23 protein-coding genes are annotated in these 24,783 nt (G+C 46.3%); 7 read left to right on the forward strand and 16 right to left on the reverse strand.

Features of this window, described 5'->3' with window-relative positions:
- Positions 1-36: 36 nt before the first annotated feature.
- The 8 genes from MKX36_RS21300 to MKX36_RS21335 all read right to left on the reverse strand — a co-directional run bounded on the left by MKX36_RS21300 (position 37) and on the right by MKX36_RS21335 (position 7,645).
- Complete coding sequence (locus tag MKX36_RS21300) at positions 37-609, reverse strand: TetR/AcrR family transcriptional regulator (RefSeq protein ID WP_017425574.1); 573 nt, start codon at positions 607-609, stop codon at positions 37-39.
- Positions 610-810: 201 nt separating this feature from the next.
- Positions 811-2,112, reverse strand: coding sequence for a pyrimidine-nucleoside phosphorylase (locus MKX36_RS21305; protein WP_340865615.1), 1,302 nt, complete (start codon positions 2,110-2,112; stop codon positions 811-813).
- Positions 2,113-2,144: 32 nt separating this feature from the next.
- Entirely contained in the window at positions 2,145-2,852 is a 708-nt protein-coding gene (gene deoD, locus MKX36_RS21310) for a purine-nucleoside phosphorylase (RefSeq protein WP_340865617.1), read from the reverse strand.
- 91 nt (positions 2,853-2,943) lie between these two features.
- Complete coding sequence (gene deoB / locus MKX36_RS21315) at positions 2,944-4,128, reverse strand: phosphopentomutase (protein WP_174821103.1); 1,185 nt, start codon at positions 4,126-4,128, stop codon at positions 2,944-2,946.
- A gap of 29 nt (positions 4,129-4,157) precedes the next feature.
- Positions 4,158-5,336 carry a NupC/NupG family nucleoside CNT transporter gene (locus MKX36_RS21320; protein WP_016820385.1) on the reverse strand — a complete coding sequence of 393 codons (1,179 nt, stop codon included), beginning with the start codon at positions 5,334-5,336 and terminating at the stop codon, positions 4,158-4,160.
- A 75-nt stretch (positions 5,337-5,411) separates the two neighbouring features.
- Positions 5,412-5,807, reverse strand: coding sequence for a cytidine deaminase (locus MKX36_RS21325; protein ID WP_016820386.1), 396 nt, complete (start codon positions 5,805-5,807; stop codon positions 5,412-5,414).
- Between the two features lie 30 nt (positions 5,808-5,837).
- Positions 5,838-6,500, reverse strand: a complete 663-nt coding sequence (gene deoC / locus MKX36_RS21330) for a deoxyribose-phosphate aldolase (RefSeq protein WP_340865622.1) — start codon at positions 6,498-6,500, stop codon at positions 5,838-5,840.
- 209 nt (positions 6,501-6,709) lie between these two features.
- Entirely contained in the window at positions 6,710-7,645 is a 936-nt protein-coding gene (locus tag MKX36_RS21335; protein ID WP_017425578.1) for a sugar-binding transcriptional regulator, read from the reverse strand.
- Positions 7,646-7,920: 275 nt separating this feature from the next.
- Between MKX36_RS21335 and MKX36_RS21340 the strand changes: the two genes are divergently transcribed.
- Positions 7,921-8,334, forward strand: coding sequence for a chemotaxis protein CheW (locus tag MKX36_RS21340; RefSeq protein ID WP_340865624.1), 414 nt, complete (start codon positions 7,921-7,923; stop codon positions 8,332-8,334).
- 56 nt (positions 8,335-8,390) lie between these two features.
- Here the strand turns inward: MKX36_RS21340 and MKX36_RS21345 are convergent, their stop codons facing one another.
- The 6 genes from MKX36_RS21345 to MKX36_RS21370 form a co-directional block, all read right to left on the reverse strand.
- Positions 8,391-9,509, reverse strand: a complete 1,119-nt coding sequence (locus tag MKX36_RS21345; protein WP_016820390.1) for a slipin family protein — start codon at positions 9,507-9,509, stop codon at positions 8,391-8,393.
- A gap of 681 nt (positions 9,510-10,190) precedes the next feature.
- A complete protein-coding gene (locus MKX36_RS21350; protein ID WP_090890945.1) occupies positions 10,191-10,820 on the reverse strand; it encodes a class I SAM-dependent methyltransferase in 630 nt (209 codons plus the stop codon).
- A 42-nt stretch (positions 10,821-10,862) separates the two neighbouring features.
- Positions 10,863-13,787, reverse strand: a complete 2,925-nt coding sequence (locus MKX36_RS21355; RefSeq protein WP_340865627.1) for a glycosyl hydrolase — start codon at positions 13,785-13,787, stop codon at positions 10,863-10,865.
- A gap of 562 nt (positions 13,788-14,349) precedes the next feature.
- Positions 14,350-15,450, reverse strand: coding sequence for a bifunctional diaminohydroxyphosphoribosylaminopyrimidine deaminase/5-amino-6-(5-phosphoribosylamino)uracil reductase RibD (gene ribD, locus MKX36_RS21360; RefSeq protein ID WP_340865628.1), 1,101 nt, complete (start codon positions 15,448-15,450; stop codon positions 14,350-14,352).
- Complete coding sequence (locus tag MKX36_RS21365) at positions 15,447-16,211, reverse strand: GTP cyclohydrolase II (protein WP_340865629.1); 765 nt, start codon at positions 16,209-16,211, stop codon at positions 15,447-15,449. Before MKX36_RS21365 ends, ribD begins: the two co-directional genes overlap by 4 nt.
- An 83-nt stretch (positions 16,212-16,294) precedes the next feature.
- A complete protein-coding gene (locus MKX36_RS21370) occupies positions 16,295-17,392 on the reverse strand; it encodes an FAD-dependent monooxygenase (protein ID WP_340865630.1) in 1,098 nt (365 codons plus the stop codon).
- A gap of 256 nt (positions 17,393-17,648) precedes the next feature.
- On the opposite strand from MKX36_RS21370, the gene MKX36_RS21375 reads away from it, so the two are divergent.
- A complete protein-coding gene (locus MKX36_RS21375) occupies positions 17,649-17,984 on the forward strand; it encodes a winged helix-turn-helix transcriptional regulator (protein WP_013312049.1) in 336 nt (111 codons plus the stop codon).
- 169 nt (positions 17,985-18,153) lie between these two features.
- On the opposite strand, the gene MKX36_RS21380 is transcribed toward MKX36_RS21375, so the two are convergent.
- Complete coding sequence (locus MKX36_RS21380; protein ID WP_016820397.1) at positions 18,154-18,546, reverse strand: winged helix-turn-helix transcriptional regulator; 393 nt, start codon at positions 18,544-18,546, stop codon at positions 18,154-18,156.
- 149 nt (positions 18,547-18,695) lie between these two features.
- On the opposite strand from MKX36_RS21380, the gene MKX36_RS21385 reads away from it, so the two are divergent.
- Together MKX36_RS21385 and MKX36_RS21390 are read left to right on the forward strand one after the other, a co-directional pair.
- Positions 18,696-19,214, forward strand: coding sequence for a DJ-1/PfpI family protein (locus MKX36_RS21385; protein ID WP_340865631.1), 519 nt, complete (start codon positions 18,696-18,698; stop codon positions 19,212-19,214).
- A gap of 193 nt (positions 19,215-19,407) precedes the next feature.
- Complete coding sequence (locus MKX36_RS21390) at positions 19,408-20,109, forward strand: YoaK family protein (RefSeq protein ID WP_017425588.1); 702 nt, start codon at positions 19,408-19,410, stop codon at positions 20,107-20,109.
- 12 nt (positions 20,110-20,121) lie between these two features.
- Here the strand turns inward: MKX36_RS21390 and MKX36_RS21395 are convergent, their stop codons facing one another.
- The gene (locus MKX36_RS21395; protein WP_340865632.1) at positions 20,122-21,297 is read right to left on the reverse strand and encodes an alanyl-tRNA editing protein; all 1,176 of its coding nucleotides are present in this window, start codon (positions 21,295-21,297) and stop codon (positions 20,122-20,124) included.
- A 240-nt stretch (positions 21,298-21,537) separates the two neighbouring features.
- On the opposite strand from MKX36_RS21395, the gene MKX36_RS21400 reads away from it, so the two are divergent.
- From MKX36_RS21400 to MKX36_RS21410, 3 genes are all read left to right on the forward strand, one after another.
- Positions 21,538-22,071, forward strand: coding sequence for a MarR family winged helix-turn-helix transcriptional regulator (locus MKX36_RS21400; RefSeq protein WP_019688671.1), 534 nt, complete (start codon positions 21,538-21,540; stop codon positions 22,069-22,071).
- A gap of 135 nt (positions 22,072-22,206) precedes the next feature.
- On the forward strand, positions 22,207-23,526 hold the full coding sequence (locus tag MKX36_RS21405) for an HlyD family secretion protein (RefSeq protein ID WP_340865633.1): 1,320 nt from the start codon (positions 22,207-22,209) through the stop codon (positions 23,524-23,526).
- Positions 23,510-24,775 carry an ABC transporter permease gene (locus tag MKX36_RS21410; protein WP_340865634.1) on the forward strand — a complete coding sequence of 422 codons (1,266 nt, stop codon included), beginning with the start codon at positions 23,510-23,512 and terminating at the stop codon, positions 24,773-24,775. Before MKX36_RS21405 ends, MKX36_RS21410 begins: the two co-directional genes overlap by 17 nt.
- Positions 24,776-24,783 lie beyond the last annotated feature (8 nt).

The following is a 24,783-nucleotide window of genomic DNA, read 5'->3' on the forward strand; positions in this document are numbered from 1 at the left end:
CCAATACAATCATATTTACTTTAAAGGCTTAGATGATCAGACCTGAACCAAGCCGTGCCAGTAAATATCCCAGGAGCTTTCCAGACGCGGATCAAAACCAGCGGTGCCGTTGTACACCAGTTCTACCAGCATCCCTTCAATCAAATTCATATAGGCTATAGTGGCAGATTGAACTGGAACACGAAGCTTAACCGACGTTTCGGCTGCCAGCCGCTCATATACCAAGCTGGTTTTGTGCTGTACATAGCGTGTAACCAAAGCCTGAACCTGGTTTTCCAGCGCAGATGGAATCAGAAATCCGACATACAGAATCAAACGCAGATTCATGGCACTCTCATAGCGTTCTTTGAATTCAATAATCAATCCTCGTAGTACAGCTTCAAGTGATTGTTCAGCTTGAGCTTGAAAATAACGATCCAGCTCCAAAATCTCTTGGTCTACCGCATCCGCAAATATGTCTAAGAACAAATCGTCTTTGCTTTTAAAATGAGCATAAATAGACTGCTTTTTGATTCCTACCTCATCAGCAATCAATTGTAGGGAGGCGGCATCGTATCCCTTTCTCGCAAATTGCTTTAGGCTTGCTGTTTTAATTTTCTGTAGTGTCATGTGTTCCCTCCAATATCCTTACGAACGGTCGTCAGTTTATAAATTTAGTATAGTTCCCTCACTAGAAATTGACAACCGCTTTTTTAATTCCACCGCTCAGTTGCCTGAGCTAAGAACAAAAAAAGCCGGAAGCCCTCTAATGTAAGGGCTCCGACTCTATAACTGTTGATCTGCTAACGCCTTATACTATACAGCTACAGCTTACTCTGTCACCGTTCCATAGATCAGCACAGGTGCTTCCGCGTGATCCGCAATACGGATATTTGCGTAGATTTTCTCCAGCACTTGATCTACGTCTTCACGGTTGGCATGGATAGTAACCAGCGAATCGCCTTTTTGAACTGCATCGCCGACTTTTTTGTTCAGCATCAAGCCGACAGCCAAATCAATCTCGGATTCTTTGGTCGCACGACCTGCTCCCAGCAGCATCGCAGCGGTACCGATTTCGTCTGCCATAATTTCAGCTACCACACCGTCCTGCTTTGCAGGTACTTCAATAAGATACTGCGCCTGTGGCAAGCGTTCTGGATGATCCACTACAGAAGCGTCGCCGCCCTGATTTGCAATAAACTCTTTGAATTTCTCCAGTGCTTTGCCGTTACGAATGACCTCTTTGAGCTTCTCTTCGGCGTTTTCGAGGGAGTCTGCTTTCCCGGCCAAAAATACCATCTGACTGCCCAAAGCCATACACAGCTCTTCCAGATCTTTGGGTCCTTCGCCGCGCAGCGTATCGATCGCTTCTTTAACTTCCAGCGAGTTCCCGATGGCCAGCCCCAACGGTTGGCTCATGTCGGAAATAACCGCCATAGTCTTGCGACCCACATTGTTCCCGATGCTTACCATGGCATGTGCCAGTTCTTTGGCATCTTCTACTGTTTTCATGAATGCCCCCGCACCTGTCTTGACATCCAGTACGATGGCATCAGAGCCGGCAGCGATTTTCTTACTCATAATCGAGCTGGCAATCAGCGGAATCGAATTTACCGTTGCTGTAACATCACGCAAAGCATACAATTTTTTATCCGCAGGGGTCAGGTTGCCACTTTGTCCGACAACCGCAATTTTGCTGCGATTCACCAAATCTACGAATTCATCCTTAGTGATCTCTACGTGAAAGCCTGCAATGGCCTCCAGCTTGTCGATCGTTCCGCCCGTGTGCCCAAGGCCGCGACCTGACATTTTCGCTACTGGAATGTCTAAGGCTGCTACAAGCGGAGCCAGTACCAGTGTGGTCGTATCACCCACACCACCAGTGGAGTGCTTATCTACCTTTACACCTTCAATTGCGGACAAATCAATCGTATCTCCTGAATGAACCATTGCCATGGTCAAATCAGCACGTTCCCGTTCGTTCATATCTTTGAAGAAAATAGACATCGCCAATGCACTGACCTGATAATCAGGAATTTCACCCTGAGTATAGCCTTGGATAATAAAGTTAATTTCCTCAGTGCTCAGTTCTTTTCCGTCACGTTTTTTTTCAATCAAGTCTACCATTCTCATATGTCATTTCTCCTCACTGTGCGTATGATCGTTTACAGGGATACTGCTGTATCCAGTGCAACTTCCATCATTTCTTTAAACGTGGTTTGCCGTTCCTCTGCCGTCGTTTCTTCACCTGTCAGCAAATGATCACTTACCGTCAGAATGGTCAGTGCGTTTACCCCAAACTTGGCTGCCAGCGTGTATAAAGCCGAAGTCTCCATCTCCACACCCAGCACGCCGTATTCCATCAGCTTTTGTACCACTGATTTGTCATCACGGTAGAAGCTGTCTGAGCTGAATACGTTGCCGACATGCATGCTCAAGCCTTTGGCAACACCGCGATCATAAGCGCCCTTTAAGAGAGGGAAGCTGGCAATCGGTGAGAAATCATAGCCGCCAAAGATATGGCGGTTCATGCCGGAATCTGTACAGGATGCCTGTGCCAAAATGACGTCACGAACGTGCACATGCTCCTTCATTCCGCCGCAAGTACCCACACGGAACAAGTTTTTCACACCATACTCGCTAATCAGTTCGTTGACATAAATACTGATGGAAGGCAGCCCCATCCCGGTTCCCTGTACAGACAGACGTTTGCCTTGGTACGTTCCCGTGAATCCGAGCATTCCGCGTACCTCGTTGTAGCAGGTCACGTCCTCCAGATACGTTTCAGCGATAAATTTCGCCCGTAGCGGGTCTCCTGGTAGCAAAATCGTTTCTGCAATTTCTCCAGGTTTGGCTCCAATGTGTACACTCATGTTTTTATTCCTCCGTCCCATTTGTCCATGCTCATATTGTTACTCATATCGTTACTAATCATCCTACCTGCACTCTTGCTAGGGTCCTGGATTACTGAAGCTCTGCCAAAAAGCTAGTTCCGTGTTCAGGCAGTTTTACACCAAAGTTATCCGCTACGGTCGCCCCAATATCCGCAAACGTCTTGCGAACCGCCAGTTCTTTGCCTCCAGCTGCAAAACGAGGGGAATATACCAGCAAAGGCACATATTCGCGGGTATGATCCGTTCCGCGATAGGTTGGGTCATTCCCATGGTCTGCGGTGATGATCAGCAGATCGTCATCAGTCATTTTGGCAAATACCTCGGGCAGACGGGCATCGTAATCGTCCAAGGCTTGACCGTATCCCTGCGGATCACGGCGGTGCCCGTATACAGCATCAAAGTCCACCAAATTCAAAAAGCTTAATCCGGTGAATTCTTCATCCAGCGTAGCCACCAGCTTATCCATGCCGTCCATGTTGGACACTGTGCGCACTGCTTTCGTTACACCCTCGCCGTCATAAATGTCAGAGATTTTACCCAAGGCGATTACATCCAGACCTGCATCCTTCAGCTCGTTCATTGTGGTACGACCAAATGGCTTGAGCGCATAGTCATGTCGATTGGAGGTACGAGAGAAGTTCCCTGCTTCACCTACGAACGGACGGGCAATAATGCGACCCAGCATGTACGGATCTTCCAGCGTGATTTTACGACAGAACTCACAAATCTCATAGAGCTCCTTCAAAGGTACAACTTCCTCGTGTGCCGCAATTTGCAACACTGAATCTGCTGAGGTATAGATGATGAGTGCACCTGTTTTGACGTGTTCTTCGCCCAGTTCGTCAATGATTTCCGTGCCACTGGCTGGCTTGTTGCCAATAACTTTACGACCTGTATGCTCCTCAATGCGCTGGATCAGCTCATCTGGAAACCCATCCGGGAATACACGGAAAGGAACTGCAATATTCAACCCCATGATTTCCCAATGACCTGTCATTGTGTCCTTGCCGTTGGAGGCTTCCTGCATTTTGGTGTAATATGCGAGTGGCTTATCGGCCACCGGTACCCCTTCTATGGAACGAATGTTGGACAGACCGAGCTTACCCATATTCGGCATGTTCAGACCGCCGCGTTCGCGCGCAATATGACCGAGTGTATCTACATCATAATCATCAAACTGGGCAGCATCCGGTGCTTCGCCGATACCAACCGAGTCCATAACGACCAAGTGAATCCGTTTAAATTTAGACATCATAAAAATCCTTTCCTGATTCGCTGTTTTTTTTACAAAAACAACCCTGCAATCGTTGCCGACAGCACGCTAACCAGCGTCGCTCCGTACAACAGCTTCAGACCAAAACGGGCCACTACATTTCCCTGTTTTTCATGCAGACCCTTCACAGCCCCAGAAATGATACCAATGGATGAGAAGTTTGCAAAAGATACGAGGAATACCGATACGATTCCGACCGTACGCTCGGACAAGCCTGTTTGTTTGGTCAGATCCAGCATGGCCACAAATTCGTTGGATACGAGCTTAGTAGCCATAATGCTGCCCGCCTGCACTGCCTCATTCCACGGAATCCCCATAACAAAGGCGAACGGCGCAAACACATAGCCAAGCAGCGCCTGAAAGCTGATCCCAAACAACCAGGAGAAAATACCGTTAACCATGGCAATCAGCGCCACAAAACCGATCAGCATCGCAGCTACCGTAATAGCAACCTTGAAACCGTCCATAATATATTCCCCGAGCATTTCGAAGAAGGACTGCTTCTCTTCCTCTTGAACCTCCAGTAAATCGTCTTCCTTCTCAATCTTGTATGGATTAATAATGGAAGCGATAATAAAGCCGCCAAACAGGTTCAGCACCAATGCGGTAACCACATATTTGGGGTTCAACATTTGCATGTAGGCTCCCACAATCGACATGGACACCGTAGACATCGCAGATGCACACAATGTATACAGCCGATGTTTTGGCAGCAGACCAATTTGCTTCTTAACGGAAATAAATACCTCGGATTGACCCAAGATAGCCGAAGCTACAGCGTTGTAGGATTCCAGTTTACCCATTCCGTTTACTTTGCTCAAGACAAGCCCGATATATTTAATAATAAAAGGAAGCACTTTTACATATTGTAAAATCCCGATCAGTGCGGATATGAACACGATTGGCAGCAGTACACCAATAAAGAACGGTGCTGCTCCTTCATTCGCAATTCCGCCAAAAACGAAGTTAATCCCTTCCATAGCATAACCAATCAGACTATTAAAACCTTTTGCAAAACCTTTGACTAGAATTTCACCAATCTCTGTATTCAGCAATACGAAAGCAAGCGCTGCTTGCAGAACAACCATAACTATCAGCGGACGATACCTGATTTTACGCTTGTCACTGCTGGCAACGTAAGTAAGTGCAAATACAACGAGCAATCCCACCAAAGCGATTACATATTTCATTTCAATTCCCCCTCATTACATTAAGCGCTTACATTGCCCATAAAAAGAATGCGCCCCAAAGAGGCATTCTTTTTTTTATTTCCCCAGATCCGCAGGTCGAAAGGCACCCGGCAGTAATTGATCCACCGTCCACTCTTCCGTATTGCCATGAAGGTTTGTCAGATAAATTTTGGTATCTTGATGAGCAAATTCCGAAATGACCTGACGACAGGCCCCACATGGAGACACAGGTCCTTCCGTATCAGCTGCTACCGCAATCGAATCAATTTTTCGGCAGCCTTCGGATACCATTTTGAAAATCGCTGTCCGCTCTGCACAATTACATAAGCCGTAGGAGGCGTTTTCCACATTGCATCCGTGATAAATCGTGCCATCGCTCCCAAGAACCGCAGCACCCACTTGAAAATTCGAATACGGAACATATGCCTGATTACGCGCCTCAAGCGCTTTCTGAATCAATTGATCCTTCATCGCGAATCCCTCCATGACTTTAAAATAAACTTAGTAGGAAGATGTTGATTGCTCGCCCTCGATGATTTTCACACCGGAACTTGCACCGATCCGACTTGCGCCAGCTTCTACTAATTTTTGTACGTCCTCCAGGCTGCGTACGCCGCCAGAAGCTTTAACACCAATATCAGGTCCTACTGTTTTGCGCATCAACGCTACGTCTTCCACAGTAGCTCCACCTGTAGAGAAACCCGTCGAAGTTTTCACAAAATTTGCTCCGGCTTTGACGGACAGCTCACACGCCAGTACCTTCTCTTCGTCTGTCAGCAGGCAGGTTTCAATAATTACTTTTACCAGTGTACCCGCAGCCGCTTCCACAACCGCACGGATATCCTGCTCGACAAGCTGTACATCGCGCGCCTTCAAAGCGCCTATCTTAATTACCATATCAATTTCAGTTGCACCGTTAGCAATAGCATCTTTGGTTTCAAACGCTTTCGTTGCCGATGTATTGGCTCCCAGTGGAAATCCGATAACCGTACAGATAGCCACGCCTGTGCCTGCAAGCTGTTCGGCTGCATAAGCTACCCACGCCGGATTCACACATACGGAAGCAAACTGGTATTTTTTTGCCTCAGCAGTCAGTTTTGTAATTTCATCCTTCGTCGCATCTGCACGCAACAATGTATGGTCGATTAATGCTGCAATGTTCATATCTAAAGGCTCCTTCATTTAATAAATAGTGTGAAGAAAATGAATCGATTATTTCTCTGTGATGAGATCATCATAGCACGGCTCTGAACATATGTAAAACACATTTTGAAATTATGTTCACGCTTGTACACAGGCCGTTCACCTACAATTCATGTTACCCTGTAGGCACACTCCGTAACCATGTTTAATTGAATTGAGCTCCACAGGTTCTATTGCAAAAGTGCTTGTGCTGTAAACTGATCCGTCACCAAGATATTCGCATACTTGCCACGCAGTGATGCCCGAATGGCCTCTACTTTGCGCTGGCCTCCAGCTACAAGGATGGACTTCTCCTTCTTTCGCAGCTCAGGTAAATCAATTCCAACGGTGCGGCTGTTGATTTCCTGACTGCATATGTTGCCCTCATCGTCAAAAAAGCGCGAGCAAATATCGCCCTTGCCGATTTTTTGCAGCAGCTTCTGCTCTTCATGGTTAAAATAGCCTAATCGGAACAGCAGCGCATCCTCCTTGACCGTCCCCACCGTAAACACCGCAATGTTCGCCTGCTTGCCAAGTTCAATGATACGCTGGATATGCCGATCCTCCTCGACCATTTTCTTAACAGCTTGACTGTCGAAAATTACAGGCAGCGGCAAATACCGAGCTATGGTGTTAAAGGCTTCTGCGAACAAATTTACGGTTTCCACGGCATAAGTGTTGACATGTGAATGGCTTACGCCTCCTTTGAGCTGAACTACCTCAACTCCCTTGACCTGCTTTTGCTGGAGATGAAGCGCCACCGCATGCATGGTTGTTCCCCATGTCACTCCAATAATATCAGCATCCTGTACCGTTTCATGCAAATAATCGGCTGCTTTTTTGCTAATATGCTTCTTGATCTCCTGATATTCATTTAATGGCGAATAACAGACCAGCACGGTATCCAGCCCGTATTTCTTTTTCACCTGCTCTCCGAGCGCGTCCATATCCTCCATAGGGTCCACAATACTGATCCGCACGTATCCCTGTTCCTTGGCAGCCTGAAGTAACCGCGATACCGTAGGCCGCGAAACTCCGAGTCTGACCGCAATATCCTGCTGGCTATAGTCGTTCAGATAGTATAATCTGGCTGCCTCGATACTTAACCGCTGCTTTTCATGATCCATTCTACCTCAACCCGCTTATCTTAAAATGTAGTGCATCGGACACGACCTCAGCTCCAAACATTATATATGAAGGGAAATTCGAAGCCACGCCTTGTCCGGTTGGTTGTTATTTTGGAAGATTTAACTGCTCGTTTGTGATATTCTGTGATTAACTAAAACCATTTTACCGCATCCTCCACTTTATCGTTCCATCTGTCAAAACGCAATAGTTAACCCAATTTACCGCTAGTTCACAACTTGTGATGGACTTATCTGAATATGTAAGGAGAATTGCTATGTCTGAATATATTGTGTGCAGTCTGGCGGACAAGAAGTTCGCGTTAAACTTTCTGGAAGTCGAAGAAGTCATGAATGCCAAAAAAGGGACACCGCTCCCCTTTTCCGAGGCGTGGCATGAAGGAATGGTGACCATTCGTGGCGATGTATTTACAATCCTTAACCTACGCAAGAAACTGTTTCTCCCCGCATCAAGCGACTCCTCCGAGGACAAAATGATTTTGCTCAGTCGTGCGAAGATTGCCCTGCTTGTCGATCAGGTGGAGGATACGGCATCTGCTGAAGACAGTCAGCTACAAAGCAATGAGGAAGAATGGCAACGCGAATTGTTTCCTACTGTGATGGAGCATCGGGGTACTCTCATTCCGGTGATCGATATGAACGCTTTTCTCGCATCCACCAAGACGAACTAAAAAAATACTCCCGAACCTTGAGTCAGCTTGCACTCATCGTTCGGGAGTATTTTCCGTTATTGGAGTCCCTGCCCCTCTTTCATATGAACCAACGTGTTTAGCTGCTCCAGCAGCGTATTTCCGCCAGTTAGCGATATCGTACCAATCTTCTCGCAGATTTTTTCCATGAATTCCAGCTCTTTGAGACGATAGAGGGTGGAGTTTTCGTCCATCAGCTTGGCCGTATTGAGCAAACTACGAGTGGATGCCGTCTCTTCACGTCGTGTGATGAGGTTGGCTTGTGCCTTCTTCTCTGCCAATAGCACCGTATTCAGAATATCCTTGATATCCCCCGGCAAAATAATATCCTTCACCCCTGCGGATGTAAAAGTAACCCCATATTCACCGCTCTGCTCATTCAGTCGTGTCAAGACATATTCCGCGATCTCCTGCTTCATTTTCAGCAAATCATCCAGCTTCATTGTGCCCACGTATTCACGCAGCAGCAGTTGAAGCATAATGTATATTTGTTCCTCGTATGCTCTGAATTCCAACGCCCGTAGCGGCTCAATGATCCGGTACTGACAGACGAAGTTAAGACGCAGCGTGATTTTGTCTTCAGTCATGATTTCCTGCCCCATCAGGTCCATCTGCTGCTGTCGCATATCTAATGTTTTGATCTCTGTATTCACCGTGGACAACCAGAAATAATATTTGCCTGGTTTCAGTTCACCTTGCAGCACATTATCGTAATACAAAAAGCCCAATTCATGACTGGCCACCTGAAGGGCTTTCCAGAAGCCCGGTGTCTTGGACAAGAATGCTTGCCCCAAAGCCTTATCAATGGCAGGCTGCCGGGTATCTGCACGAACAAAACGATGCTCCTTGAGCATGTTCCAAAATGCATATTTCCCGGCTGTCAGCAGCTCTACAAACCGATTATCCTCATAATGCAGCACATATTCATGATCCTCTACATCGATGACAGTCAATTGCTCCAGCAATAGAGGATCTGTCAAAAACAAACGAATATCATGATCTGGTACAAAAAATGATTCGGCTACATTCAAAATTTCAACAGCTTCCTGCTGAAATGTCTTCAATAGGTAGGTACCTGGGAGCAACAACTTGTGGTAGCTTCCTTTTTTGAACAACAGTCCGCGCTCATCGGCTTTAATCGTTATCTTCTTAAACATCGTATCACTCCTAGTATTTAAAATCCTCAACTTAAAAATAGGCTTCTTCGTATGTATGGCGGCTTCGCTTCTTCGCACGTTGAGTCAAAACACATTTTTAAAATGAGGATTTTTTATTTTTATTTGTTGTAGCAGGGGTAGGACCCTTGCAGAGCATCCCTCCGTGTGAAAGGCGGGGCCAAGCTTAAGGAAAAAGAAAGGAGCCGCCTGTTCCCGTGTTTCGGGGATGGAATTCACCAGCCCAACATCGACTGTGAATCTGTATTCCCGTAGCCTCGGGTCCTGTCGGCGCTTGCTCTCTCCGGTATCCGCTGACCGCATAGCCATCGCTCCGGCATCTGTCATCAAGACCAGACATGGGATGCTCTTATCGGGGTCTTTTCATTGTTTTATTCGTCCATTCGAATACTCTACCAAAAGTCGCTTGGAAGGCGATTGGGAATCGAACCCTAATTGTTGGTGGATACATCAGATTTACAGGATACCTGATCCGATTAGGGCAGGCACTGCGGGACCTTTGGAAATCCTCGCCTCGGTAATATCTTCCTGCATCAGCCTTTATCATTATTGCGCACCCTTGCACTCACGAACATGGCGAAAGTATTACGACCCCATAAAAAACAAAAAAAGACACGGAGGAAGCATATGTGCTTCCCTCGTGTCGTTCTCTCACCATTCACCTTACAGCTCTTTGTGACATTTGACCATGATAAATTTGAATGGAGGTTTGCTTTCCATATTTTTATGTGGCTCAACAATTTCCGAAATTTCTGTTAATCCATATTTTCCGAATTCTTGTTCTATCGAGTCAGCATCATAAAAAAACATGTTTACCCCTTCCATGATCTCGAAATAGTCTTTACCTAGCTGCTTTCCCTTTCCAAACATCGGAGCTTTCTTTGAAATAGTAGTAAAAACCATATATCCATTTGGCTTTAGCTGATGATAGCAATCCTTAATAAATTTCTCTCTCTCACTTTTATTCAATAAGTGAATAAGCGCATAACAAAATATGCCGTCATAAAGCTTGTTATCAAAAGGCATATCCATTACGGAGCCATGAAAAATACTAATATTGAGCCCTTTCTGTCTTGCCAAATCAATCGCTGTTTTTGAAATCTCAATACCTGTAACATGTATTCCGTTGTCCATAAAAACCTTGGCATTTCTACCATATCCAATACCAGGTATCAATATATTCTTAACGTTCTTTTCAATGAAAAAGTCCTTGGTCAGAATTGCTGAGTCTGAAGGTTCAAAGCCCCACATCATTTGATTTTCTATAAAACTGGATTCCCAAAATTCTGTCATACCTTTATCTCCTCTATAATTATCATATCCATAATTTCGAATTTATTCAGGAGCAAGCCCGGGCTGGGACGTGTCCAACGCCTCGGTCGCGGAAATTTCGGAAACCCCTGTCGTTGTAGAGGCCGTCGGGTGGGTATAGCTGAATGAAGGGGTCTCGTATTGCAATCCCGCCTTTTCATAGGTGAACCAATAGCTGACGGCCTTTCCAATGGTGAGGTCTTTAACCCGCTGCTCCCAAACACCGGCGTTGTTGGTCATCCGGTAGTTGAGCTGTTGCCCACCTGCTAAAGTATAATGCACGTCAACATAGGCTGAGGCTGTTTTAGGGGTAAATTGAATCAGTGCTTCACGATCGCTGACAAAGCGGGCCCGTACGGTGTAATCTTCCGTTTCTCCGCCACCCTCATTGCCGCCAGATGCTGCCTCCGTAGTTACCGATACAGCACGACTTGCCGCAGACAGGTTACCGGCTGCATCACGAGCCTTGACGGTAAAGCTATAAGCGGTCGCTGCATTCAGTCCTGTAATTAAAGCGGAAGTGCCGTTTATCTCAGCCGCCTGAGTCCCGTCCTTATACACGATATACCCCGTTACGCCAACATTATCTGTAGCTGCCTCCCACTCCAGCGTAACCGCCGAAGCCGTTTTGGCCGTAGCTCGCACATTGGCCGGGCTGGTTGGGGCCTCTATATCAGGTTGTGGATTGCCGCCCCCGTTTCCATTTCCGATATTAAAGCTGTTCGGCTGCACGGTAATACTATGTCCATCTGAAAAGGTTACTATTTTCTCTTGGTTGGTAAAGTTGTAGGCCACATAGGTTTTTACACCGTTCTTATGAAATACGGCATAAATAGGTGAATTGGCAGTGACGCTACGGTCGATGTTGCCAACAGCATCCAAGTTATAAATCCAGTGGTAGGCATTCGCCTTGGAATTCCCAGCTTCCGGTGTCATCGCCGCTACGCGTGCACTGAATTTGGCCTTGGCATCGGACGGGTCCGAAATCGCTCTGTACATATACACGATATCTTCCCACGGGCTGAAATTCCCCCCGCTTTTTTGCAGCAGATTGCTAAAATTTTTAGCCGCATATTCCGGATATTGTGTCAGATACAAGGAAGCAGAAGTAATCGGCAGCCAGTTGATGCCATGCACCTCTGCGGGGTTATTGGTCCACCATGTAGCATTCCCGACCGTTTTACCACCCCAGATCATACTTGCCGTCGCACTTTGCATCCCTGAAGGGGTGTTTGTACCTTGTACATCAAACCAGTATTCGTTAATCGCATTCATTTCCGTTGTATATAGATAGATACCCAGATCACGAGTTTGCGTATTTCCCGTCGCCTCGCCCCATAAAATCAGACCGGCCCAAGCATTCATCGCTTCCGAGGAGGATTCATTGTTGTTGCCGTCGCCAAATTTGGCATGACCGGAAGCCCAGGTGTGACCGGCATAGGGATCAAAATTACGTAAATACGGAAATTTCGAATCAGACCTGTCGGCATTGGCAATGTCGCGAATGAGCAGCTGCACCATCTGCCCCCATTGTGAATTGGATGCCCAGCTCTTGTCCACCCGTGCAATTTCGGCCGCAGCCTTAATAAAGTATCCATAATGGAAATGATGGTCGTTTAATTCTACCGCACTGCCAAAGCTGTCGGGATAACCGATTAATGTCCCCCAATTGCTATTGTACACAAATAGGTTTGAGCTTTTCAGGTTTCCTGAGCTGTCGCTGGCCTTAAACCAGTCCTGTAGCCGACTTTTAATCTCATTGCGGAACTGGGTCGCTGCTGCAGTATTGCCCACCTGGTCAGCAATTGGCGCCAAGGCTGCTAGCTTGCCCAAACGTTTTCCAGTCCAGTATGTGTCACCATCGCCAGAATAGACTTCCGCTTTCGCTTCGTCTATATAACTATTCAGCTTATTTTTATCATAAGACCCCAAATCGGGCAAAGAAGGGAGCACGCCTGTAAACTTCATCTTCGTTTGAAAAGAAGCCCCTTCCGCTGTTTTCATCAGACCACGTACAGAATTGTACGTATAGCCCAGCAGGGACTGTGATGAGTTTTTCCACTGATGTGGATATAAGGCAAAAATAGTACCCGCTTGTGTACCTTGCTTCGCGGTTGTTGTAACGGTAAAGTTGGTTGTTACTTCGGAAGAAGCTTCGTTGTAGCTGTACTGTGCTTTGGAGTTTGTAACAAAAGAATAGGCATATTGCTGAAATTTGTCCAAGGTCGCCGTTGTATTGCCAGGCAAAGCCGCCACTGTAAAATAGTTTTTCCCGTTCAATTGATTGATCAGAGTACTCGTTCCGAGACCGGACCAGGTGCTGCCGGAAGGACCAAACAGACCATAGTGTGAGCCATTGATGGTAATGCCAAGCACAGGAGAACTAGCTGAGCCAGACCAGACCTTGGGTACCTCATTGAACGAGAGCTTGGGATTACCGCCGCCAAACTCGAAAAAAACATAGGGGGAGCCATGCCCATAGGTAGCACTCATTTTGTTGCTGCCGCTTTGAAGTAAGGATCTGACAAACCAGTCACTGAAGTCATCTACCTTGGCATTCGGAAATGAAGCGCTTTCAGAATGACCAATGGTAAAATCATTCACATCATCCATCCAGCCTGCAATGTATCCCGGATTCACCGTAATTTTTCCGCTTGGGTTAAAGATGCGCAGACCGTTTTGCTGATTTTTCAAGGCAAGTGGATGCGGATATTGAGCCTCGGAGTAGGGCACCCAGGCCAGACTGCTCCACCAGTCGTTGGTAGGCATTGGGCTAGTTACATTCGCTGTCTTATAAATTTCGTTTTGCGGTGTAGCTGCTCCGGCAGGTAGTGTGGTTGAATAGGAGCCTGTGCCTTGTGTGACCTCACCCGAAAAGGCTTTAGTAGAAACCGGTGCAGCTAAACATATCAGACTGGCACTTAACAAGCATAATATCATTTTTTTCACAACCAACATCCTCCTTTGAATTCTCTTATCCCTTTCCCTGCAAGGCTTTTCCCTTTTCTTCCAAGCTGAATTCAACTTCATTGTGCTTGATCTCTATTTCCAGGTCAATCCTTATATTTCTAAAATCTAACTAAACGAGGCGAAAGTCTCTAAAAATACACAAGAAACCAGGACGAAAAACCCAAAAATTATGTCATTTTGTATTAAGTAATTATGTCATTTTGATTTCACCCCATAAGACGTTCACCTTATGAGTTATTCACCCCATTAACCATTCACCCTAATAAACGTTTAGTATATAAAAAAAGAATCCTCCAGGCCTTTTTAGCCCTTCAGATCCTCTGTTCTTTTGAATTTATAAGTTTTTGAGTCTTTGAGTTTGAGTTTTTAAGTATTTAAGTTCTTTTGCCCTTCCCATGCCCCACACTATTTCGAAAAATGAGTGACTTTGCGGTGGGATTCTTACCTTTAAATCTCTTATACAATCGAAGAATCCCACTGCAACAGCGATCGGAAGATCAACCCCTTCGCGGAGCCTCCTTCTCCACCCGAAACAACTCACTCATTTTCCTCGCCCAAAATACCCTTCTATTTTCCAGTCCACGCCAACCTGTGTTACGCTCAAATCCTGCAAGGCCACTGCATCGCTCATCGCAGACACGCCCTCTCCCCCGAGAAAGCCCGGGGCTGCGCGCCCTCCAACCAGCTTCGGCGCCATATACAGCACCAGCTTGTCTGCCAGGCCTTGCTGCACGAACGAAGCGTTCACCTCGGCCCCACCTTCCACGAATACGGACGAGACCTCCTCCGCCCCCAGAATGTCCAGCATTTGCGGAAGGTTGACCCGCTCACTGTTTTCATCCTGTGTCGGATAAACCTTTATACCGAGCTGTTCCAGCTGGCTTCGCTTGCCTTCATCATAAGCCCGCCCTGTGAATATCCAGGTCGGCGCCTCTCCATCTGTAATGACACGAGCATCCAATGGAATTCGAAGCTTACTATCCAGAATGATACGAATCGGATTCCGTCCTTCTGGTAGACGAGTCGTAAGCTGAGGATTATCATGAATCACGGTCTGTACACCGACCAGGATGCCTACATGCTCGTGACGAAGACGATGCACATCCTCCCGTGCAGCCTCAGATGTGATCCACTTGCTTTCAGAGGTTCGAGTTGCAATTTTACCGTCCAGCGTTACTGCCGATTTGATTGTAATAAAAGGTCGCTTGCTCACGATATATTGATTGAACACTTCATTCATGCGGATCGATTCCTGCTCACATACGCCGACAATGACCTCAATGCCCGCATCTTTCAAAATCTGTACCCCTCTGCCTGAAACCAGCGGGTTCGGGTCCAGTGCTGCAATGACCACCCGACGAACGCCTGCCTTCACAATCGCTTCCGCGCATGGGCCTGTCCGGCCGTGATGAGAACACGGCTCCAGCGTTACGTAGATCGTCGCTCCCTGAGCGTGTTCCCCCGCCATACGCAAGGCATGAATCTCGGCATGTGGCTCACCAGGCTTCAAATGAGCGCCGATCCCAACGATACGGCCATTGTTGACAATGACTGATCCGACGAGCGGATTCGGTTCTGTTTGCCCTTTGGCACTTCTGGCATTTTCCAGTGCCAGGCGCATATATTTTTCGTGAGTGTTCATAGAACCTCCCTGAGATCGGAATCCCGCAAATGGCCGGATCGTTCTACTTTTGTATTCAAGTACCGTTCATTATATTGTGACACATCGCCCCAGAGCGGCATACGTCCCGCCACATTCATACCCGACTTTTTCAAGGCATCCAGCTTTTTAGGGTTATTTGTAATCAGAGTTACTGGTTTTTGTCTCAGGTGTTGAAGCACACTAATGGCATCTGCATAATTGCGTGTATCATCTTCAAAACCCAACTGATGGTTGGCTTCGACGGTATCCATGCCTTCTTCTTGCAGAATATATGCCATGGCTTTACTAAACAAACCGATTCCGCGACCTTCATGATTTGCCAGATAGAACAATGCACCTGTTCCATGTTCCACAATCATTTTCATCGACTGGTGGAGTTGAAATCCGCAATCACAACGCTTGCTACCAAAAATATCTCCAGTATGGCAAATACTATGCATGCGAACTAATGCATTTTCGGACTGTTGGAGATCCCCGTACACCAATACACTTGATTGTTGTCCCTCCGCCAAGTTCAGTGTGGACAATCGCTTCACAATCATCTCAGCATTGGCATTCAGTAAGTTCTGGCGATCTTCCTCGTCCCGTACAGGCAGCCAGCAATACCATTGAAAAACAACCGTCTCCCCTTCCAAATTAACTGGCAGCTTGATCGGTCCTACCAAAATCGTCGAAGATTGCTCTCCACGAACGGTTTGAATTTTATCGTTAAGTAGCGTAGCTACATCTTTAATGTTCATCTCTCTGCACCATCCTTTATATAAACTCTATATATGAAATGCCTCGCATTTCTCAGGCTAATCGTTGTTGTCGGGGTTGTATATCATTTAACTATGTGTAAGAAATGTTCATGAAACGAGGACTCCATGATCAGTTGACGCTCCTGAAGCTCGGTGACAGCCTGCCGTCGTCCATCTTCGAAAGCCTTCAGGTCTTCTGCGGTATATACCTGCTGGCGTAAACGAAGAAGCTCACTGGCCAGCACATCGGCATCCTTTAAAGCAGCGTTCAAACCAAAAGCTCCCGTAGGTGTCATGGTATGCGCCGCATCTCCAATCAGGACCAGTCCATTCTGTGCCCATGTGTCACTACGGCTGCTGAAAATATCCAACGTTACGAAGTCCTTCCATGAACGAATGTGATCATGCACACTATGCTCTAAATCTGGAAAAGCCTCCGTAAACAGCTGTATAAATGGTTCAAAAGATTGCTTAAACAGGGTGGAAAAGCTCCCCTCCTCCACATTCCAGCCAATTTGGATATAACCCTCAGCCTGCGAGAATAAAGCCAACTGACCTCCGTTGACCAGGGCTAGACGAGTGACGGGCTCCCACCCGGCAGGTGCCGTGATTTTGGCCCATAGCAGATCATAGCCGTGGCGAATGTTCGTCACAGGCATCTGCGCCAGCTTGCGCACAGTCGAATAGCGTCCGTCTGCCCCCACAATCAAAGAACTGTGAATTGTAATCTCATGACCGTTCTTATCGCGGGCGGTCAAGCCCGTGTACCCCTGCTCGCTGTCACCCTTCAACGCAGTCACAGTTGTACCTGCCAGGTAACGGAAAGACTCGTAGGTGGACGCCTGCTTGAGCAGAGCTTCCAAAAATCGAGGTTGTGGAATATGCACCCCTACATTACGATGGATTGAAGCTGGCTCAACCGTCTTGACCTGCTGCTGATGCTGCCAATATTCGATTCTTGTGGAGGCGAGAATATGATCCTCATGAATTTGTTCGAGCAGTTTATGTTTGCGGATCACTTCCTGACCCTCATCGTTTAAAATTTCGCCGCGGAAAGCCTTTCCGGGCACGCTCTGCCGCTCAACCAATATCGTTGAAACACCCTGCTCCGCCAGTAGACAGGATAACAAAGTCCCTGCGGGTCCCCCTCCAACTACGCACACTTCACATTCTAGCTTCATCCGACTTCCCCCTGCACCCAAACCATAACCTCAACGATTCGTCCGTATCTGTTCAGTTAATTACATCATTAATCATATCAAATTAAGTTTAAATTTTAAGTATTCACATATTAAGCTCCGTATCAAATCTAACAAGTTACTTTATGTAACAAAGTATATTTATATCATTCCATTTCGTCAAGTAATAAATTTATGTAAAGTAAAATCATTTACTTTTAACAGTGAATCGTTAATAATAGGAGCATGAGGTGATCACATGAATATTCCGCAGATGTGCCCACGGTTTGAAAAGGCTATGGAGCTACTGAGCAAGCGTTGGACGGTGTTGATCGTATTTCAACTAACGAATGGTCCGCAACGTTTCGTCGCTATTGAGAATTCAATTCCTAACTTAAGTGGAAAGGTCCTTTCGGACCGTTTGAAAGAGCTGGAGGAAGAAGGAATCATTCAACGTATGGTTTATCCTGAAAAGCCTGTGCGGATTGAATACTCCCTTACGGATAAGGGACGCGATTTAGCTCCTTTATTTGACCATATTGGTACTTGGGCTACACGCTGGATTGAGGTTTTACCAGCACTTGAACAGCAATGATCTATATGGGCTACAGCTATTTTTCCTAGACTAACATGATCCACACACACAGACTGCTAACATGCCAAAGAACGCCTTCGCTCTAGGTACAATTCGTACTCATCGTGCAAGGCGTTCTATTTTTTATATGACGGAGTGTTAAAGGTCCATCTAAGATCGCATCCAAGATTTAAACATTTCCCTCACTGCTGCGTTGCATTTCCTCACGGATGGATTGCACCCGTTTTTTCCCCCAGTCATACATCATCTCCACAATCGGTAAAATCGTCATCCCCAGCTCAGTCATCGAATACTCCACCTTTGGAGGCACTTCGGGATACACTTCCCGGTGTACAATACCGTCCTCCATCAACTCCCGTAGCTGGTTGGTCAGCACTTTATGCGACAGCTTCGGAAACAACCTTTGCAGGTCACTGAACCGGTGCGGCCCTTCCACACCCAGATGCCATAAAATAACGACCTTCCATTTCCCGCTCAGCACAGATAGCGTTAATTCCTTTTCGCAGTTGTAGTCTCCGTTTACAATTTTCTCCCGTATTTCTTCTCTCAGCGTATCAGACATATATCAATTAACTCCTTCTAAATCATCATGATCTTCCACATGAATAGTAACCTGCAGGTAACCTCCGTACTTGAAAGTGCATTCTTCACAGCCCGACGAAGCCACCCTACAATAGTAAATAACGTTACACATTCAAGGAGGAATAGAGTATGAGTAAAAAAGCTCTTTTTATTATACCCCCAGAGCGCTTTAATGAGGATGAATTGTTTAAACCAAAAGAAGCGCTGGAGCAAGCAGGTGTTACTGTAACATTAGCCAGTACAAAAACAGGCGAAATCATGGGTGACTACAACGGTAACGCGACGGCTGATCTTGTCTTTACAGACGCTGTGCCGGCTGAGTATGATGTAGTATCTGTAATCGGCGGATCAGGAACAAATGATCATCTGTGGAATAACGCGGATCTCCAAGCTCTGCTGAAACAAGCTCATGAGCAAAAGACTTTAGTGGCTGGCATCTGCGCAGGCTCTGTAGCTGTGGCTCAAACCGGCCTGCTCTCTGGCAGAACGGCTACATGCTACCCCGTGGATGTGCAAAAGGATCAGCTCCAATCGCATCAAGCCGACTATGTCGCTCAGCATGTCGTCGCTCATAGCGATATTATTACAGCCGACGGCCCAGATGGTGCACAGGAGTTTGGTAAAGCACTCGTTCAAGCTCTGCAATAAGCATATTCTCGAAGTTCCAGATGGCACTTTAAGCAGCACTCCAACAAGCCGCATCACGTCCTTTCTATTGTATGGGACCTGATGTGGCTTCTTTGTGTCATTTTCATGCTTAAGTGATTAATTTAATTGTATGGTCCTGGATTTTCGTGTTAGCTTTAAAGAATCGACGTTTAGTATAGGAGGCTTATATGCCGTGTTTATGAAAGGCAAAATCCATTTACATCAGGTAACGTCCGAATCGTTGCGACTGGGCGCCTTACTATCATTAGTAGGGGGCTTTTTGGACACATATACCTTTGTTGGAAGAGGCGGTGTTTTCGCCAACGCACAGACAGGCAATATCGTCCTGCTGGCTGTCAAAGTCATTCAGGGGCACTGGGTTCAGGCATTATCCTATATCCCGCCTCTGATCGCCTTTTCACTGGGGGTTTTTGTTGCTGAAGGGATTAAACGCAAATCAACCCACCGTTTAACTCCAGACTGGACCCGCGCAATTCTTTTACTGGAAATCGCGATTTTTTTCATCGTGGGATTGATTCCGCAAGGAGTTCCCAATACAGTAGTAGTGGTGATCGTCTCATTCGTCGCTTCCGTGCAAATGACTTCCTTCCGCAAGCTCATTGATGTGCCGTACACCTCCACGGTCAGCACCGGTAACCTTCGATCAGCTATCGAGGCTGTGTATGTCGCTGTAACGACCAAGGACACGAACGCTGCCATTCGAGCGATGCGTTATGGTGTCATCCTGGCTGCCTTCTTGGTAGGAGCCTTGCTGGGGGGATTTCTGACTTTGACGATTGGGGATAAAGCCGTTTGGGGCGCTGTTGTTGCACTTATTTTTTCTTTTATTTTATTTACAGAAGAGGAAAAGTGGAAGCTACCGCTGCGTCACTAATCCTCCATTATATTAGCCCTGAATGAACTGCCGCTGGGCCGTTTCAAAGAAATTCAAGAGGTTCTCGCGGGACGAAAATGCTGCCTGAGCAGATTGGTTGCTACCGCCCCCCTTGCCCTGAAACGCGCCCAGATTCTCTTTCAAAAACGCTCCGCAGCTAACGGATTGGCTACCATTATGTGCCAGAATGATTTTGTTTTCGGCTGTTGTGGCAAATAAAACAAGCAAATCATGCTCAGCTGTCAGCTTGGCAGCCAATTGCTGCATCTCCTGAATGGATTTTTGTTCAAATACATGAGCAAGAACATGCCCCTGTACAGCAGACAGCAGCTCTTTCGCCTGGTACGATGCATTTTCCTCTTGTAGAAACTCCACTTGCGCCTTGAGTTGCTTATGCTCCTGCTCCCACTTTTCGAATCGAGTCAAAATATCCTTTCGCCCAGTATTGAACTTCGTAGATAACACGTCCAAAATCCGAGCACTCTCATTAAAGTCTTGGAGTGCGCGAGCACCACATTTGAAATGGATTCTCGCCATCCCTTTTTGCTTTTCCCATTTCAAGCATTTAATCATTCCAATTTCCCCGGTTTGAGCCACATGTGTACCGCCGCAAGCATTATATTCAATGCCTTCGATCTCAACAATCCGAATATTTTCTGTTACTTTAGGCATTTTCACAAGCGGAATGTCCTTCAATTGCTCATGGGTTACAAAATAACTTTTTATGCTGCGGTTATTGTAGATTTGCCGATTTGCTTCCTGCTCGATTGCCAATAGCTGTGCGGATGTTATATCAGAACAGTTGACATCAATTGTGGCGTACTCTTGTCCCAAATGAAAGCTTTCTGTACGCGCACCCAACAGTTCCAGACAAATCGCTGACAGCAAATGCTGCCCGCTATGCTGCTGCATATGATCAAATCTGCGCTCCCAATCCAATTGGCAGGCCACTTTCTCCTCCTCCGGCAAACGTTCTACCTGATGCCAAATGTCCCTATCCTCAAGAACCACATCTAATACACGGATGCCCTGAATCGTTCCTGTATCACATGGCTGACCTCCGCCATGCGGATAAAAGGCCGTTTCCTTGAGCATAACAAAAAATGCTTGGTCTCTTTCCATGCTCTGTGTAATATGAGTGTCCCACTCCGTAAGATTTGGAGCGGTGTAATATAATTTTGTCGCCATGTCAGGTCCCTCACTTTTGGGTATCTTTGTCTCGTGCGATATTCACTTATTATCAAGCACTTCACTGTAAATATCAATGTAGTGAATAGCTTAAACTACTGCACGGACAACCTCCATATAGTGAAAAATCTGCATGACGATTAACAAAATTTAGCTTGAAATTCATTTTTGAATCGATTAAGATTAGTCGGCTAACTAATTTGTCGACTGGAACACAATGTAAGAAGAAAGGAGAACCTTATGGATTTTGATTTACGGGATTTGCCCACTCGTGAAGCGCTGCAAGAATTTTCTATGCGTATCCCAGAGATTGATGTAAGAGCGACAGAAGCGATGCTATTTTTTATGCGCGTATCCTCCAGTCTTTTTAAAGTGAGCTTTGAAGGCTTTGAGAAGTTTGGTATATCTCACGGAAAATTTTCAATATTAATTCTCCTGTATCGCAACATTCAAACAGGGTTGCTGGCTACAGAGCTTGCGGAGAAAGTAGGGGTTAGCAAGCCTACCGTTACCGGTCTGCTTGACCGTCTGGAACGCGATGGGCTTATTATGAGATCCGTTCACCCTTCCGACCGCCGTATGAGTATTGTTAAACTGACCGAACAAGGAACAGAAATGATGGAGAGACTGCTGCCTGTACATTTTACATGCACTTCCACACTGATGAGCCATCTATCCAACGATGAAAAAGAACTGCTCCTGACATTACTGAAAAAAATAGAAAGCGGCATCCCTCAAGCAAAAGAGATATATGAAGCAGCAAAGCCAGAGTAAGTTTTAATTTTTGCATTTTAGTTAGCCAGCTAACATCTAAATTATTAAATAATAGAATAAATAAAATGTACATAATCAGGATATTTATTCGAGTCTAGGTTGAATCCATTTTATGAACTTAGGAGCATATTACCCATGAATCGCACACAAGTCACCAGCCTTATCATCCCTGTCATTTCTATTGCCTGTCTGATCGGCGGGGGGTTCCTGCTTCAGACTAACGGACAAGATCAAGTCACTGCTTCGCGATCCATTAAAGGCACAACGCTCAATGCTGATAGCATTCATGTATCTTTTGAACAAGTAGGCGGCAAAGTCCTAAACATCCCGGTAACAGAAGAAACGAAAGTGAAAAAAGGAACTGTCCTTATGGCTTTGGATTCCAAAGATGTGGATTTGCAAATTGAGCAGCTGCGGACACAAATCGCGCAGTTCAATACACAGATCAGCCAACAGCAACAATCCATCCAATTAGGGTACACACGAGCAACAACTCAGGAAAAACAAGCACAGCTGGATATCGCGCAAGCTCAAGTCACTGAGAGCAAAAGCCAAGCGGCACTGCTGCGGGCACAGGCAGCTGAGCGTCAAGCCACTGCTGCGGAACAACAGGTCAATAATGGTGCTCGGGATGAAGATGTTCAGCAGCAACGAATTGCCGTAGCTTCTGCCACCAAAAACGTTCAGACGGCTCAGACTAACTATAAACGTAATAAAGCACTTTATGATGCAGGAAGTGCATCCAAAGCAGTGTTGGATGATGCTGAATCCTCATTGACTTTAGCGACAAATCAGTTGAGCCAGCAAAAGGAATCTCTTCAAAAGCTGCTCCATGGCGCTACTCCTGAAGAACGTATGCAGGCCAGTGAACAGACCACACAAGCAGCGGTTGCGGTAAAACAAGCCGAGGAGGAAATCCGTGGTGCCCAATTGTCCGTCGATCGTTCCAGAACCCAACTGGAAACCATTCAGCAAAGCCGTCAACAGTTGGCAGATCAGAAGTTGGCTATCGACCTTTTAAAGCAACAAAAAGACACACAGGAAGTTCAGCTTAAAACATTGCTGCTCAAAAAAGAGCGACTGGTATTAAAGGCACCACAGGATGGCAAGGTTACTTCGATTAGTACAAAAGTCGGGGAAAATGTCGCGCAAGGAGCGCCTGTGATTACCCTGGAAACCAACGATTTATATTACGATCTGTATGTCAATGAGGAACAAGCGGGTAAATTCAAGGCCAATCAAGAAGTTAAAACCCGAGTATCTGCTCTCAACAAGGACTTGAAAGGTACCGTACGTTATGTGACCGCTGCGCCGCAATTCGCTAATGTAAAGATGTCCCGTGAAAAAGGTGAGGCAGACACCGCCACATTCCAAGTACGTGTATATGTAACAAGAGAAGCCGCTTTGCTACCAGGCATGACAGTTGAGGTGAATACGAATGAAATCACTTCGTGATGAATGGACGTATCTGGTTCACTCCAAGTATCCGATCATAGCTATCATCTTCCCTCTGATTGCAGTGCTGGGGTACTCCCTGCTGCTCCCAAGCAGCCAAATTAACGATGCTAACGTGGTAGTAGTGGATCAGGACAACACAGCCTACAGCCGTGAGTTGATCCAGAAGATAGATGCTTCTCCATATATGAACGTAGCAGAGATTGTTTCGTTTACGGACAATCCTGAGCAGTATTTTTATCACGAAAAATATTTAGCCGTTATTTCCCTGCCGCACGGTTTAGAGGATAATCACCATCGTTCCCTTTCCAGTCGCGTGGGTCTCATTCTTGATAATACCAACGTTCAATCTATTACTTCCATTCGTACAGCTATGCAGGAAATTAGCGTTTCTGAGAATATGGAACTGTCTGTTCCAGCTATGTTGAAAACGGGGATGAACGCCGAACAGGCTCAGGGAGCTCTCAATGGTATTGCCTTGGAGGTGCGTTCCCTGTTTAACCCAACCAATGATTATCAGAATACGACGATACTTGCATTCACTTGTATGTTCTCTTTTATGATACTCAATATCAATAGCTTACCTATCGTCGCCAGACTAAGGGTTTCCAAGAGACTGGCTGCCGAACTGCAAAATCCGTTCAACATCCTACTGCGTATTCTTCCTTATACGCTGTTTTCGACGGCTGGCTTAATCTTCTCTCTCGGGATGCTTAAAATGTTTGGGGGAGGTCGTTTCGAAGCCAATCCGATCCTCTTCATGATTCCGGTTGTCCTGTATGTATTCGGTACCGTATGCTTCAATGTTCTGGTTGCATGGGGCGCTGCACATCCGGGGATTGCCATTGGCAGAATGGTGATGGTGCTCATGCCTGCTTTTGTACTATCGGGGGCCGTTCTTTCCAGATCACTGTTTCCACCTTTAGCGATTCAAATCGGTGATTTCTTTCCCTTCGTATGGATGTACAAATTCCTCCGCACCATGGGACTGCGCGGTGCATCTTTTCAGGAGATGCTTCCGGAACTCGGATCTATGTTACTATATGTCGGTGTACTCTCCATGCTGGTGATCGCCAGAGCACTGTGGGAAAAACAGAAGCTGACCAAGCAGACTGCAGGCGCTGCTCCTGAAAAGGGATCGCCACATCCAGTTATTCCAGCAAGCTCAACTGGCGGCGGGTTATCTATGCAAGGGGCACCATCAGCACCTATGCACGAGCCTATAAAAAGGATAGAGTCTCGTCTGTAAAATAAAAA

The organism is Paenibacillus sp. FSL W8-0439, from assembly GCF_038008995.1.
Lineage (GTDB): Bacteria > Bacillota > Bacilli > Paenibacillales > Paenibacillaceae > Paenibacillus > Paenibacillus polymyxa.